Source organism: Streptomyces sp. NPDC048671, assembly GCF_055587045.1.
The window spans coordinates 291,207-307,623 of record NZ_JBVJHB010000007.1; the positions used below are offsets into that span (position 1 = coordinate 291,207).

General features: G+C 74.7%; 1 protein-coding gene. It reads left to right on the forward strand.

The features are described 5' to 3' along the window. Positions 1-24: 24 nt before the first annotated feature. Positions 25-16,413 carry an SDR family NAD(P)-dependent oxidoreductase gene (locus ACZ6S6_RS16565; protein WP_469706055.1) on the forward strand — a complete coding sequence of 5,463 codons (16,389 nt, stop codon included), beginning with the start codon at positions 25-27 and terminating at the stop codon, positions 16,411-16,413. Positions 16,414-16,417: the final 4 nt, after the last annotated feature.

Genomic DNA, 16,417 nt, shown 5'->3' on the forward strand with positions numbered 1-16,417 from the left:
GGGCGACAATTGTGTGGAGTGCAGATGACTGAGTCGGAAAACTTCGTCTCTGGCACCGACGGTGTGCCGGACGGGGGCACGGTGCAGCAGTCCGCACTCGTGCGTGAGCTGGAATCCCTCCCCACCTCGGAGCAGACCCGGGTGCTGCTCGACCTGGTGCGGGAGAGCACCGAGGCCGTACTGCGGCAGACCCGGCCGGACGCCGCGCAGACCGTGGACCCGGCCCGCGCCTTCCGCGAGCTGGGGCTCGACTCCGTGGCGCTGGTGGCGCTGCACGCCCGGCTGGCCGCGGCCACCGGCCTCGCACTGCCCCCTACCGTCGCCTTCGACCACCCCTCACCGGCCGCGCTCGCCGCACATCTGCGCACCGGGGCCCTGGGCCTGCCCGACCTGCCCGACCCGGTCGTCGCACCCGGCATCGCCACCGACGACCCGATCGCCGTCGTCGGCATCGGCTGCCGCTACCCCGGCGACGTGTCGTCCCCCGAGGACCTGTGGCAGCTCGTCGCCGACGGCACCCACATCCGCGACGACTTCCCCACCGACCGGGGCTGGGACCTCGACCGGCTCTTCGACGACGACCCCACGACCCCCGGCACCACCTACGCCCGGCACGGCGGATTCCTGTCCGGCGCGGCCGAGTTCGACGCGGACTTCTTCTCCATCAGCCCCCGTGAAGCCCTCGCCATGGACCCGCAGCAGCGCCTCGTGCTGGAGACCGTGTGGGAGGCCGTGGAGCGGGCCGGGATCGACGCGCGGACCCTGCGCTCCAGCCGGACCGGCGTCTTCGTCGCCGCCGAGCCGCAGGAGTACGCGATGCGCCTGCACGAGGCGCCGGACGGCCTGGACGGATACCTGCTCAGCGGCAACGCCCCCAGCGTGGTCTCCGGCCGGGTCGCCTACACGCTCGGCCTGGAAGGACCCGCGCTGACCGTCGACACCGCCTGCTCGGGCTCGCTGGTCGGCCTCCACCTCGCCGTCCAGTCCCTGCGGCGCGGCGAGTGCACCCTCGCGCTGGCGGGCGGCGTCGCCGTCATGGGCAGCCCCGGTGTGTTCACCGCGTTCAGCCGGCAGCGCGGACTCGCCGCCGACGGCACGGTCAAGGCGTTCGCCGCCGCCGCCGACGGCACGGCGTTCGCCGAGGGCGCCGGAGTGTTCGTCCTGGAACGCCTCTCCGACGCACGCGCCAACAACCACCCGGTCCTCGCCGTCCTGCGCGGCACGGCCATCAACCAGGACGGCGCGTCCAACGGCCTGACCGCGCCCAGCGGCCGCGCCCAGCGCCAGGTCATCCGCCAGGCACTCGCGGACGCCGGCCTCACCGCCGGCGAGGTCGACGCCGTCGAGGCGCACGGCACCGGCACCACACTCGGCGACCCCATCGAGGCCCAGGCACTGATCGCCACCTACGGGCAGGAACGCACCGGGGCGCCGGTCTGGCTCGGCTCGGTGAAGTCCAACATCGGACACACCCAGGCGGCCGCAGGCTCGGCCGGACTGATCAAGATGATCATGGCGATGCGTCATGGCGTGCTGCCCGCGACCCTGCACGTGGACGCCCCCTCGCCCAACGTCGACTGGTCGGCGGGGGAGGTCCGGCTGCTGACCGACCCCGTGCCGTGGGCGCCCGGCGACCGCCCCCGCCGGGCCGCCGTCTCCTCCTTCGGCGTCAGCGGCACCAACGCCCACATCGTCATCGAGGAGCCGCCGGCCGAGACCGCGCAGAGCGCCGCCGCCGAGGGCGACGGCACCGACGCCGCCGACGGACGCCCCCTGCCCGCGACGCTCTCCGCCCGGACCGAGGCCGCCCTGCGCGACCAGGCCCGGCGCCTGCTGGCGCACGTCGAGAACGCACCCGACGCCCGCCCCCTCGACCTCGCCCACTCCCTGGCGACCACCCGTGCCGCGCTGCCCCACCGCGCCGTGGTGCTCGCCGGCGACCGGGCGGGCCTCCTCGACGGGCTGCGCGCCGTGGCCGACGGCCGTGACGCCCCCGGCGTCCTCACCTCGGTCACCGGTGGCGGCACCGCGTTCCTCTTCACCGGCCAGGGCAGCCAGCGCCTCGCCATGGGACGCCTGCTGTACGACGCCCACCCGGCCTACGCCAAGGCCCTCGACAACGCCATCGGCTACCTCGACCTCCAGCTCGACCGCTCCCTGTGGGACGTCCTGTTCGCCGACGAGGACACCCCGGAAGCGGCCCTCCTGGACCGTACCGAGTACGCGCAGGCGGCCCTCTTCGCCGTAGAGGTCGCCCTGTTCCGGCTCCTGGAGTCCTGGGGTGTCCGCCCCGACTACGTGGCCGGGCACTCCATCGGCGAGCTGACCGCCGCCCACGTCGCCGGTGTGCTCACCCTCGACGACGCCGCCACCCTCGTCGCGGCACGCGGCCGGCTGATGCAGGCCCTGCCCGAGGACGGCGCCATGATCGCCGTGGAGGCCGCCGAGGAGACGGTCGAACCGCTCCTCGCACACTGCCGCGACACGGTGAGCATCGCCGCCGTCAACGGCCCCCGTTCCGTAGTCCTGTCCGGGGACGAGACGACGGTCACCGCCGTCGCCGCCCGGCTGGAGGCCGCAGGCCACCGCACCAAGCGGCTCCGGGTCAGCCACGCGTTCCACTCACCGCTGATGGCCCCCATGCTCGACGACTTCCGGCAGATCGCCCGGATCCTCAGCTACGCCGCACCGAAGCTCCCCGTCGTCTCCGCCCTCACCGGCCGGCTCGCCACCGCCGCGGAACTCACCGACCCCGAGTACTGGGTACGGCACATCTGCGCCCCCGTACGCTTCCACGACACCGTCGCCTCCCTCACGGACCGGGGCGTCGCCACCTTCCTCGAACTGGGACCCGACCCGGTGCTCTGCGCCATGGGCCGCGAGAGCGCCGGCCCGGCAGCGGTGTTCGCCCCGCTCATGCGGCGCGGGCACGACGAGCCGTACCAGCTGCTGAGCGCCCTGGCCGTCGCCCACACCCGCGGCACCCCCATCGACTGGCACGCCTTCTTCGCCGGCGCCGGCGCCCACCGCGTCGAGCTGCCCACCTACGCCTTCCAGCGCGAACGGTTCTGGCTCAGCGCCCCCGACACCGCCCAGGACGCGACGGCGCTCGGCCAGATGGCCGCCGGCCACCCCCTGCTGGGCGCGGTGGTCGGCCTCGCGGACACCGGGGGCGCCGTCCTCACCGGACGGGTCTCGCTGCGCTCGCACCCCTGGCTCGCCGACCACGTGATCGACGGCCATGTCCTGCTGCCCGGCACCGCGTTCGTCGACCTCGCGGTCCGGGCCGGCGAACAGACCGGCTGCGAACGCCTCGACGAACTGGTCATGGCGGCCCCGCTGATCCTGCCCGGCACCGGCGGCGTCGCCCTCCAGATCGTCGTCGACGCCCCGGACGCCACCGGCCGCCGCCCCGTCGCCTTCTACTCACGCGACGAGGACGCCCCCGCCGACGCCCCGTGGACCCGGCACGCCACCGGCCGCCTGGCCCCCCGCGGCCCGGCCGGGCCGGAGACCGCGGACTTCGCTTCGGGCACCTGGCCGCCGCCCGGTGCCGAACCCCTCGACATCACCGGCCTCTACGCAGACCTGGCCACGCAGGGCTACGGATACGGCCCCGCCTTCCACGGACTGCGAGCCGTCTGGAAGGCCGCCGGGGGCGAGGTGTTCGCCGAGGTACGGCTGCCGGAGACCGCCGGCGACCCGGCCTCCGCCTACGGCCTGCACCCCGCACTGCTCGACGCCGTCCTGCACGCCACCGACTTCGCCGCGGCGGACGGCACCGACAGCCAGGACGGCCGCATCCTGCTGCCCTTCGCCTGGACCGGCGTCACCCTCCACGCGGCGGGTGCGACCACCCTGCGGGTACGCGTCACCGCCACCGGCACCGACGAGGTCGCCCTCGAACTGGCCGACGCCACCGGAGCCCCGGTCGCCTCCGTCGACTCCTTCCTCGTCCGCCCCCTCGCAACCGGCGGACTGGCCGCCACAGCACACCCCGACGCGCTCCACCACGTCCGGTGGACCCCCCTGCCCGACACCGCCCCCACCGCGTCGGCCCCGGCCCCCGGCGCCGTCCACCACTGCCCCGCCCCCGCCGGACCCGACGTCGCCGCCGACGTCCGCACCGTCCTCGGCACCACGCTCACGGCCGTACGGGACTGGCTCGCCGACGAGCGCTCCGCCACCGCACGCCTGACCGTGCTCACCCGGGGCGCGGTCGCCGCCACCCCCGGCGAACAGGCCGCACTCGCCCAGGCACCCGTCTGGGGCCTGGTGCGCTCGGCCCAGGCCGAACACCCCGGCCGCTTCCTCCTGCTCGACACCGACGGCTCACTCGGCACCGACGAACTGCTGCGCCTCACCGCCGACTCAGACGAACCCGAAATCGCCCTGCGCGACGGCCGGCTGCACGCCCCCCGGCTGACCCGCACCACCCAGGCACCGAACCCCGACACCGCCCCCTGGCGCACCGAAGGCACCGTCCTGATCACCGGCGGGACCGGCGGCGTCGGCGCCACGCTCGCCCGGCACCTGGTCACCACGCACGGCGTACGCGCACTGCTGCTCACCGGCCGCCGGGGCGCGGACGCCCCCGGCGCCGAGGAGCTGCGCTCCGAGCTGACCGCACTCGGCGCCGAGGTCACGATCACCGCCTGCGACGCCGCCGACCGCGACGCACTGGCCGCAGCCCTGGCCGCCGTACCGGACCGGCTGCCGCTCAGCGCGGTCGTGCACGCGGCCGGGGTGCTCGACGACGCACTCGTCGACTCCCTCGACGACACCCGCCTGGACACCGTCCTGCGGCCCAAGGCCGACGGAGCCTGGAACCTCCACGAGCTCACCCGCGACAGCGACCTCTCCGCGTTCGTCCTGTTCTCCTCCACCGCCACCCTCCTGGACGGTGCGGGACAGGGCAACTACGCCGCCGCCAACGTCTTCCTCGACGCCCTGGCCACCCACCGCGCCGCCCTCGGCCTCCCCGCGACCTCCCTGGCCTGGGGGCTGTGGACCGGCACCGGCGGCATGGGCGGCACCCTCGACGAGGCCGCCCTGCGGCGCATCGAACGCCTCGGCCTCCAGCCCCTGACCGTCGCGGAGAACCTCGCCCTCCTGGACCGCGCGATCAGCACCGAGGCGCACCCGGCCGTCGTTCCCGTACGGCTGAACCTGCGCACGCTCAACGCCCGCGCCGACGAGGCCCCCGCCCTCCTGCGGGCCCTGGTCCGTCCGCCGCGCCGCGCCGTGGGCGGCGGCGGGGTCAGCGTCGAGCAGTCCCTCGCGCGCAGCCTGAGCGGCCTGACCCGCTCGGAGCGCGGCGAGGCCCTCCTCGACCTGGTCCGTACCCAGGTGGCCGCCGTCCTCGGCCACGAGGGACCCGAACGCGTCGTCACCACGAGGGCGTTCAACGAGATGGGCTTCGACTCCCTCGCGGCCGTCGAACTCCGCAACCGCCTCGGCTCCGCCACCGGCCTGCCGCTCACGGCCACCCTCGTCTTCGACTACCCCTCGCCCGCCGCCCTCGCCGACCACCTGGCCTCCCGGCTCGGCGGTGACGCGGAACAGCGGACCGGGCGGAACACCCCGACCGCCACCGCCACCTCCGACGACGACCCCATCGCCATCGTCTCCATGGCCTGCCGCTACCCCGGCGGCGTGACCTCGCCCGAGGAGCTGTGGCGGCTCGTCGAGGAAGGGCGCGACGTCGTCTCGGCGTTCCCCACCGACCGCGGCTGGGCCACCGACATCCACGACACCGAGCCCGGCACACCGGGCAAGAGCCTCACCGACCAGGGCGGATTCCTCCACGAGGCGGCCGACTTCGACGCCGAGTTCTTCGGCATCAGCCCCCGCGAGGCCCAGGCCATGGACCCCCAGCAGCGGCTGCTGCTGGAGATCGCCTGGGAGACCGTCGAGCGCGCGGGCATCGACCCGCACGCCCTGCGCGGCAGCGACACCGGCGTGTTCGCCGGTGTGATGTACCACGACTGGGGGCTGCGGCTCGGCCCGCTGCCCGAGCACGTGGCCGGCTACCACGGCAACGGCAGCCTCGCCAGCGTGGTGTCCGGCCGGGTCGCCTACACCCTCGGCATCGAGGGCCCCGCCGTCACCGTCGACACCGCCTGCTCCTCCTCCCTGGTCGCCCTGCACTGGGCCGCCCAGGCCCTGCGCCGGGGCGACTGCGCCCTCGCCCTCGCGGGCGGCGTCACCGTCATGTCCACCCCCGACACCTTCGTCGACATGAGCCGGCAGCGCGGCCTGGCCGCCGACGGACGGTGCAAGTCCTTCGGCAGTGGTGCGGACGGCACCGGCTGGGGCGAGGGCGTCGGCATGCTCCTGCTGGAGCGGCTCTCCGACGCCGAACGCAACGGCCACCGCGTCCTCGGCATCGTCCGGGGCTCCGCCGTCAACTCCGACGGTGCGTCCAACGGACTCACCGCACCCAACGGACCGGCCCAACAGCGGGTCATCCGACGCGCGTTGGACGTCGCGGGCCTCACCCCCGCCGACGTCGACGCCGTCGAGGGCCACGGCACCGGCACCGTCCTGGGCGACCCGATCGAGGCCCAGGCACTGCTGGAGACCTACGGCCAGGAGCGCCCGGCGGACGGCAGCCCGCTGCTGCTCGGTTCCATCAAGTCCAACATGGGCCACACCCAGGCGGCGGCCGGAGTGGCGGGCATCATCAAGATGGTGCAGGCGATGCGCCACGGCACCCTGCCCGCGACCCTGCACGCCGACGAGCCCTCACCTCAGGTGGACTGGGACTCCGGCGCCGTCGCGCTGCTGACCGGCCCCACCGCCTGGCCCGCCCACGACCGCCCGCGCCGCGCCGGGGTGTCGTCGTTCGGCATCAGCGGCACCAACGCCCACGTGATCATCGAGGAGCCGCCCGCCACCACACCGCAGGACGCGCCCGAACCGGCCGGTTCCACGTCCGCCCCGATCGCCTGGCCGCTCTCGGCGCGGACCCCGGAGGCGCTGAGCGCCCAGGCGACGCGCCTGCTCAGCCACCTCGCGACCGTCCCCGACGACGCACTCGCCGCGACGGGCCACGCCCTCGCGACGACCCGCGCCGCCCTGGACCACCGCGCCGTCGCGCTCGGAGCCGGCCGCACGGAACTCACCGCAGCCCTGGAGGCGTTGGCCTCCGGCACGGGACCCGTACGGGACACGGTCAGCGAGGGCAAGGCCGCCTTCCTGTTCACGGGTCAGGGTGCGCAGCGGCTGGGGATGGGCCGGGAGCTGTACGAGGCCTTCCCGGTGTTCGCGGAGGCGTTCGACGCGGTGCTGGTGGAGTTGGATGCCCGGTTGGGGCGTTCGTTGCGTGAGGTGGTGTGGGGTGAGGACGCCGGCCTGTTGAACGGGACGATGTTCGCCCAGGCCGGGTTGTTCGCCGTGGAGACGGCGTTGTTCCGGTTGGTGGAGTCGTGGGGCGTGCGTCCGGACTTCCTGGTCGGCCACTCGGTGGGCGAGATCGCGGCCGCGCACGTCTCGGGTGCGTTGTCGCTGGCGGATGCGGCTGAACTCGTCGTCGCGCGTGGTCGGTTGATGCAGGCGCTTCCCGCCGGCGGGTCGATGGTGGCGGTGGAGGCGACGGAGGCCGAGGTGCTTCCACTGCTGAACGGTGAGGTGGGGATCGCGGCCGTCAACGGGCCCAACTCCGTGGTCGTTTCGGGTACGGAGGACGCGGTTCGCGGGCTGGTCGCGGCGTTCGAGGAGCAGGGCCGCCGGACTAGTGCACTGCGCGTCTCGCACGCCTTCCATTCGCCGTTGATGGAACCGATGCTGGCGGAGTTCGGGGCGGTGGTGGCCGGGCTGTCGTTCGGTGCCGCGTCGATCCCTGTCGTGTCGGGTGTGTCCGGGGATCTGGCGGAGGACTGGGGTTCGGCCGCGTACTGGGTGCGGCACGTGCGGGAAGCGGTGCGGTTCGCGGACGCGGTCCGGTTCCTGGAGGACCGCGGCGTCACCTCGTACATTGAGATCGGCCCCGACGCCGTGCTCAGCGGCATGGGCCAGAACTGTGTCCAGGACCAGGACGGGGCGGCGTTCGTCCCGTCGCTGCGCCGGAACCGGCCCGAGGCCCGCGAACTCCTGGCCGCCGTCGGCCGTGCCCACACCCGTGGCGTCACCGTCGACTGGGACACCCTCTTCGGCCTCCGCGGCATCGGACAGGGCCCGGACCTGCCCACCTACGCCTTCCAGCACGAGCGCTACTGGCTCGACCTGGCCACCGCCCCCGGCGATTTGGACGCGGTCGGCCTCGAAGCGGTCACCCACCCCCTGCTGAGCGCCGCCGTGGCGACACCCGACGACGGCGGGGTCGTCCTCACCGGACGGCTCGCCACCGCCACCCAGCCCTGGCTCGCGGACCACGGTGTACTCGGCAGCGTGCTGCTTCCCGGCACCGGATTCGTCGAACTCGCGATCCGGGCGGGCGACCACGTCGGCTGCGGCCGGATCGAGGAACTCCTCCTCGAAGCACCCCTGACCCTGCCCGCCAGGGGAGGCGTCGCGCTGCGCGTCGTCGTCGGCACACCGGACGCATCCGGCGCCTGCTCGGTCAGCATCCACTCGCGCGGCTCCACCGACCCCGACGCCCCGTGGACCAGGCACGCCCACGGCACCCTGACCCGCGAAGCGCCCGCCCCCGCCTTCGACCTGGTCCAGTGGCCGCCGGCCGGCGCCACCCCGGTCGACGTCGAGTCCGCCTACGAGCGGCTGCGCGAGCGCGGCTACGCCTACGGCCCCGCCTTCCAGGGCCTGCGCGCGGCCTGGCGGCGCGGCGACGACGTGTTCGCCGAGGTCGCCCTCGACGGTCCCGCCCGCGCCGAGGCGCCCGCCTTCGGACTGCACCCCGCACTCCTCGACGCGGCCATGCACGCCGATCTGCTGACGGACCCGGCCGCCGACGCGGCCACCCTGCTGCCCTTCTCGTGGAACGGCGTCACCCTGCACGCCGCCGGAACCCCCTCGCTGCGCGTCCACATCCAGCGGCTGCGCGGCGACGAGGTGTCCGCCATCATGGTCGCCGACGAGAGCGGCGCACCGGTCGCCACCGTGGAGTCACTCGTCTCCCGGCCGGTCTCGCCGGAGCAGATCGCGGCGGCCTCGGGCGGCGCACTGTCCGCCTCCCTCCACCGGATCGGCTGGCAGCGCACGGAACCGGCCACCGCGACGGCCGACGCCACCGCCGATACCGACGCCACCCCCGCGTACACCGTTCTGCACTGCCCGGCGTCGCCCGAGGGCGGGTACGTCCCCGACGCCGTGCGCGACCTCGCCCACCGGGTGCTCGACGAGATACGCGACCGGCTCGCGGACCCCGAGGCGGCCGACCGCCCCCTCGTCGTGGTCACCCGGCGCGCCGTGCCCGTACGGCCCGGCGAGGACGTGGACCCGGTGCAGGCCCCCGTATGGGGTCTGGTGCGTGCCGCGCAGGCCGAGAACCCCGGCAGGTTCCACCTGCTCGACGTGGACGGCCCGTCCGAGCCGACCGACGCCGAGCTCTCCGCCGCCGTCGCGTCCGCCGAACCCGAATCCGCCCTGCGCGACCATGAGTTGTGGGTGCCCCGGCTCGGCCGGGCCACCGCACCCGAGCCCGCCCGGCCCGCCCCGTGGGACACCGGGGGCACGGTGCTGATCACCGGAGGCACCAGCGGCCTCGGCGCACTCGTCGCCCGTCACCTGGTCACCGAACACGGCGTACGTCACCTCCTCCTGGCCGGCCGGCGCGGCAAGGACGCACCGGGTGCGCAGGCGCTCGCCGCCGAACTCACCGGCCTCGGCGCCCACGTCACGATCGCCGCCTGCGATGTGGCCGACCGCGACGCGCTGGCCGCGCTGCTCGCCGGGATCGACGCGGAACACCCGCTGCGCGCCGTCGTGCACGCGGCGGCGGTCGCCGACGGCGGACTGGTCGGCAGCCTCACGCCCGAGCGGTTCGACGCCGTCCTGCGCCCCAAGGCCGACGGCGCCTGGAACCTGCACGAACTGACCAGGGAGACCGACCTCACCGCGTTCGTCATGTTCTCCTCCGCCGGCGGCCTCGTCCTCGCCGCCGGCCAGGCCGACTACGCGGCGGCCAACGTGTTCCTGGACGCGCTCGCCACCCACCGCGCGGCGGCCGGACTGCCCGCGACCTCGGTCGCGTTCGGCATGTGGGAGGTCAGCACCGGCCTCGGCGGCGACCTCACCGAAGCCGACCTGGACCGGATGCGGCGGCTCGGCCTGCCCGCCCTCCCCGCCGACCGGGGCCTCGCGCTCCTCGACGCCGCCGTCGTCGCCGGGGACGCCGTCGTCGTCCCCCTCACCATCGACCCGGCGGCGCTCGCCGCCCGCAGCGACGAACTGCCCGCCCTGCTCCGCGGCCGGGTCCGTGCCCCCGCCCGCCGCACCGTCAAGGCGGCCGCCACCGGCTCCGCACTGGAACGCCGGCTGTCCGGTGCGACCCCCGACGAGCGGGCCCGCATCCTGCTCGACACCGTCCGCACCCAGGTCGCCGCCGTCCTCGGCCAGCCGAACCCCGAGGCGGTCGGACCCGACACGGCCTTCCGCGACCAGGGATTCGACTCCCTCGCCGCCGTGGAACTGCGCAACCTGCTGGTCGGCGCCACCGGGCTGCGACTGCCCGCGACGCTGGTCTTCGACTACCCCAACTCCCGTGCCGTGGCCGGTCATCTCGACACCCTGCTCACCGGCACGACCACCGCCGCTCCCGCCGCAGCCCCGCTCGCGGCCGTCGACGACGACCCGATCGCCGTGGTGGCCATCAGCTGCCGCTTCCCCGGAGGCGTCCGCTCGCCCGAGGACCTGTGGGACCTCGTCGCGGACGGCGTCGACGCCATCGGTGACTTCCCCGCCGACCGCGGCTGGGACGCCGACGCCCTCTACGACCCCGAACCGGGACTCCCCGGCCGCACCTACGTCCGCGAGGGCGGATTCCTCTACGACGCGGCCGAGTTCGACCCCGAGTTCTTCGGCATCATGCCGCGCGAGGCCCTCGCGATGGACCCGCAGCAACGCCTGCTGCTCCAGTCCGCGTGGGAGACCTTCGAGCGCGCCGGAATCGACCCGGAGACGCTGCGCGGCAGCCAGACCGGTGTGTACGCCGGTGTGATGTACCACGAGTACGGCAGCCGGGTCACCGACGTCCCCGACGACCTGGCCGGCTACCTCGGCAACGGCAGCGCGGGCAGCATCGCCTCCGGCCGCGTCGCCTACGCGCTGGGCCTCGAAGGCCCCGCCGTCACCGTCGACACCGCCTGCTCCTCCTCCCTGGTCAGCCTCCACATGGCCTGCCAGGCGCTGCGCACCGGCGAGATCGACCTCGCCCTGGCGGGCGGTGTCACCGTCATGCCGACCCCGGAGATCTTCGTCGACTTCAGCCGGCAGCGCGGTCTCGCCTCCGACGGACGCTCCAAGGCGTTCGCGGGCGCGGCCGACGGCACGAGCTGGGCCGAGGGCGTCGGCCTCCTGCTGGTCGAGCGGCTCTCCGACGCCCGCCGCAACGGACACCCCGTCCTCGCGGTCGTCCGGGGCAGCGCCATCAACCAGGACGGCGCCTCCAACGGCCTGACCGCCCCCAACGGCCCCTCCCAGCAGCGCGTCATCCGCAAGGCCCTGTCGGCCGCCGGACTCACCCCGGCCGAGGTGGACGCGGTGGAGGGACACGGCACCGGCACCCGGCTGGGCGACCCGATCGAGGCGCAGGCCCTGCTCGCCACGTACGGCCGGGACCGCCCCGCCGACCGCCCGCTGTGGCTCGGCTCGGTCAAGTCCAACATCGGGCACGCCCAGGCAGCCGCCGGGGTCAGCGGAGTCATCAAGATGGTGATGGCCCTGCGCAACGGCGTGCTGCCCCGGACCCTGCACGTCGACGAGCCGTCACCACAGGTGGACTGGGAGGCCGGCGGCGTACGGCTGCTGACCGAGCCGGTCACCTGGGCGGCGCGGGAGCGGCCCCGGCGGGCCGGGGTCTCCTCCTTCGGGCTCAGCGGCACCAACGCCCACGTCATCATCGAGGAAGCGCCCCGGCACGGCGCCGCCGCCGAACCGCAGCCCCTGTCGCTTCCCGCCGAACTCCTTCCGCCGTCCGCCGTACCGCTGCCCGTCGTACCGCTTGCGCTGTCCGCGCGGAGCGCCACGGCGCTCACCGCGCAGGCGGGGCGCCTCCTTGCCCACATGGAGGCGCACCCCGACGAGCTGCTGGTGGACATCGGCCATTCGTTGGCCACGACGCGTGGTGTGCTGGATCACCGTGCGGTGGTGATGTCCGGGGACCGTGACGCGGCGCTGCGCGCGCTGTCCGATCTGGCGGCCGGCCGGGAGAACGCGGACGTGGTCACGCCCACCGGTTCCACGGCGGAGGGCCTGACGGCCTTCCTGTTCACGGGGCAGGGTGCGCAGCGGCTGGGCATGGGCCGCGAACTGTACGGCGCGTTCCCGGTGTTCGCGGAGGCCTTCGACGCGGTGGTGGGGGAGCTGGACGCCCGGCTGGGGCGTTCGCTGCGCGAGGTGGTCTGGGGTGAGGACGCCGACCTGCTGAACGGGACGATGTTCGCCCAGGCCGGCCTGTTCGCCGTCGAGACGGCCCTGTACCGCCTGGTGGAGTCCTGGGGCGCGCGGGCCGACGTGCTGGCCGGGCACTCGATCGGTGAGATCACGGCGGCGCACATCGCGGGCGTGCTGTCACTGCCGGACGCGGCCGAACTGGTGGTGGCACGCGGCAGGTTGATGCAGGCCCTGCCGGCCGGCGGAGTGATGGTGGCGGTCGCCGCGTCGGAGGCGGAGGTACTTCCGCTGCTCAGCGACGAGGTGGGACTGGCCGCCTTGAACGGCCCGTCGGCCGTCGTGATCTCGGGGGCGGAGGCAGCGACGCTCGCCGTCGCGGAGCACTTCGCCGCGTCCGGGCGCCGGACCAAGCGGCTGAGCGTGTCGCACGCCTTCCACTCGCCGCTCATGGAACCCATGCTCGACGCGTTCCGGAAGGTCGCCGAGACACTCACGTACACCGCTCCCTCGATGCGCGTCGTGTCCCACGTGACCGGAACCGAAGCGACCGCCGAGCAGCTGACCTCGCCCGAGTACTGGGTCCGCCATGTGCGCGAGGCCGTCCGGTTCGCCGACGGCATCGCCCATCTCTCCGGCCAGGGCGTCACCCGCTTCGTGGAACTCGGCCCCGACGCGGTGCTCACCGCACTCACCGAGGCCACCGCACACCACACACCCGACACCCTCACCGTGCCCGTCCTGCGCAAGGGCCGGCCCGAGGTCGCCACCCTGCTCACCGCCCTCGCCCGGCTGCACGCCGCCGGGCCCGTCGTCCGCTGGGCCGACGTCCTCGAAGGCCGCGGCGGCCGCACGGTCGAGCTGCCCACGTACGCCTTCGACCGGACCACGTACTGGCTCGACGCCCCCGCCCCCGCCCCCGTCGGCGGCGACGTGACCGGCCTCGGCCAGACCGCCGCCGCGCACCCGCTGCTCAGCGCCGTCGTCGCCTCCCCGGAGGCCGGCGGCGTGGTGCTCACCGGGCGCCTCTCCGTCCGCACCCACCCCTGGCTCGCCGACCACGACGTCCTCGGGACCGTGCTGCTGCCCGGCACCGGCTACATCGAACTCGCCATCCGGGCCGGAGAGGAAGTCGGCTGCGAGGTGGTGGAGGAACTCACCATCGAGGCGCTGATGCCGCTCCCGCCGCACGGCGGACTCGCCGTCCAGGTCGTCGTCGACGCACCCGACGCGGGCGGGCGCTGCTCACTCGCCGTCTTCTCCCGCGCCGACGACGCCCCGGCCGGTGCACCCTGGAGCAAGCACGCCAGCGGTGTGCTCGCCCCGGGAACCGCACAGGCACCGCCCGCCGGCGCGTTCGCCCCCGCCCCGGCCGACTGGCCGCCCACGGGTGCGACCGAGGTCGACATCTCCGGTGTGTACGACTACCTCACCGGCCAGGGCTACGGCTACGGCCCCATGTTCCGGGGCCTGCGCGGCATCTGGTCCAGGGGCGCCGAGACCTTCGCGGAGGTGTCCCTGCCGGAGGACTCCCTCGACGTCGGGAAGGACTTCCGCCTCCACCCGTCCATCCTCGACGCGGCGCTCAGCGCGACCGACTTCATGGACGGCCGCCGCCCCCAGGACGTCGGCGGCACCCAGCTGCCGTTCGCCTGGTCCGGCGTCACCCTGCACGCCGCCGGCTCCTCCCGGCTGCGGGTCCGCATCACCGCCGTCGAATCCCACCGGTCACAGGGGTCGGACGCGGTACGCCTCGAACTCACCGACCCCGCCGGCACCCCGGTCGCCACCATCGACTCCCTCGTGGTCCGCCCCGTCACCGCGGCCAAGGTCAACGCGGCCGCCGCCGCGGGCGGCGGTGAGCACGAGGCCGTGTTCCACCTGGTCACCCAGCAACTGCCCCTCGGCGCCGCCGTCGCCGCGGCCACGGACCGCTGGGCGGTGCTCGGCACCGCCCCCGAGGGCACCTCTCCTGCCGGCCCCGGCACCGGCTACCCGGACCTCGCCGCCCTCGGCGCCGCCCTGACCGGCGGCGCCCCGGTACCCGACGTCGTCGTCCTGCCCGTACCGCCCGCCCCGGACCACGACGACATCCCGGCGGCCGTCCGCTCCGTGACCGGACACCTGCTCGCCACATTGCAGGCCTGGCTCGCGGACGAGCGGTACGCCCACTCCCGCCTCATGGTGGTCACCCGCGACGCCCTCCCCGTCGAGGAGAGCGACGCCGCCGCCGTGGACCTCGTCCAGGCACCGGTATGGGGCCTGCTGCGCTCCGCCCAGGAGGAGTACCCCGGCCGGTTCGTCCTCGTCGACTCCGATGGCACGGACCCGGCCCGCGAGTCGCTGCCCGCAGTGGCCGCGTCCGGTGAACCCGAGGCGATCCTGCGCGGCGCGGAGGTACGGGTGCCCCGACTGGCCCGGGTGGCAGCGGCAGCACCCACCACGCCCCTGCCCTGGGACGCGGAGGGGACCGTACTGATCACCGGAGGAACCAGCGGCCTCGGCGCCGTCGTCGCCCGCCACCTGGTGGAACAGCACGGCGTACGCCACCTCCTGCTCGCCGGACGACGCGGCCAGGACGCACCCGGCGCCACCGCACTCCGCGACGCACTGACCGGACTCGGCGCCACCGTCACCCTCGCGGCCTGCGACACGTCCGACCGTACGGCCGTGGACGCACTGCTGACCGCGATCCCGGCCGCGCACCCGCTGACGGCGGTGGTCCACGCGGCCGCCGTCATGGACAACGCGCTGCTCGCCGCCCTCACCCCCGCACAGATCGACACGGTGATGCGCCCCAAGGTGGACGCGGCCTGGAACCTCCACGAGGCGACACGCGGCCTCGACCTGAAGGCGTTCATCCTCTTCTCCTCCTGCGCCGGACTGGTCGTCGGCATCGGCCAGGGCAACTACGCCGCCGCCAACCGCTTCCTGGACGCCCTCTCCGCCCACCGCCGCGCCGCCGGACTACCGGGTACGGCACTGGCGTTCGGCCTCTGGGAGACCAAGACCGGACTCGGGGGCGGAGTCACCCATGCCGACCTGCGGCGCATGCGCACCATGGGGATGCCGGCCCTGCCGACCGCCGAAGGGCTCGCCCTGCTCGACGAGGCCCTGGGACTCGACCAGGCGGTGCTCGTGCCGATCCGGGTGGAGCGCGACCAGCACGCCACCGCCGAACCGCCGCACCTGCTGAAGGACGTGCTCGGCGCGCCGGAACGGCCCGCCGCCCGCAAGGAGGTACGAGCTCCCGCCGTCACCGCGGCGGCCGCCGCCCCTGCCACCGAACAGAGCCTGGAACAGCGGCTGTCGGGCATGAAGGCGGCCGAACGCAAGCGCACCGTGCTGGACGTCGTGCGCGAGCAGGTCGCCGGAGTCAGCCACAGCGTCCCGGCCACCATCGACGTCTCCAAGGGCTTCACCGAGCTCGGCCTCGACTCGCTCGCCGCGATCGACCTCCGCAACCGGCTCCAGAAGGCCACCGGCCTCCGGCTCCCGGCAACACTCATGTTCGACTACCCCAGCCCGATGGTGCTGGCCGACTTCCTCCTCGACGAACTCCCGCCGGGCATCGACGAGAACACGCCGGACGCGCAGTCCGCCGGAGCCGGAGCCGCATCCGCATCCGCATCCGCATCCGCATCCGCATCCGCACTCGCACAGAACGGATCGGGGACCGCGGAGGCCGACGCCGCCATCCGGCAGACCCTCGCGGACATCCCGGTCGACGCGCTCCGGGAGTCCGGCCTGCTGGACGCGCTGCTGAAGCTCGCCCCCCGACCCGCGACACCCGCACCGGCCCCCGCACAGGCCGGCGAAGCGATCAGGACCATGGACGTCGACGACCTGGTGCGCGCCGCGCTCGCGTCCGCCGACCCGACCCGGAACCCGAGCGAGGGCTGAGGAC

Bases quoted from the DNA above. Each gene is read 5' to 3' on its own strand.
- ACZ6S6_RS16565 (WP_469706055.1), top strand. From the start codon at position 25: ATGACTGAGTCGGAAAACTTCGTCTCTGGCACCGACGGTGTGCCGGAC.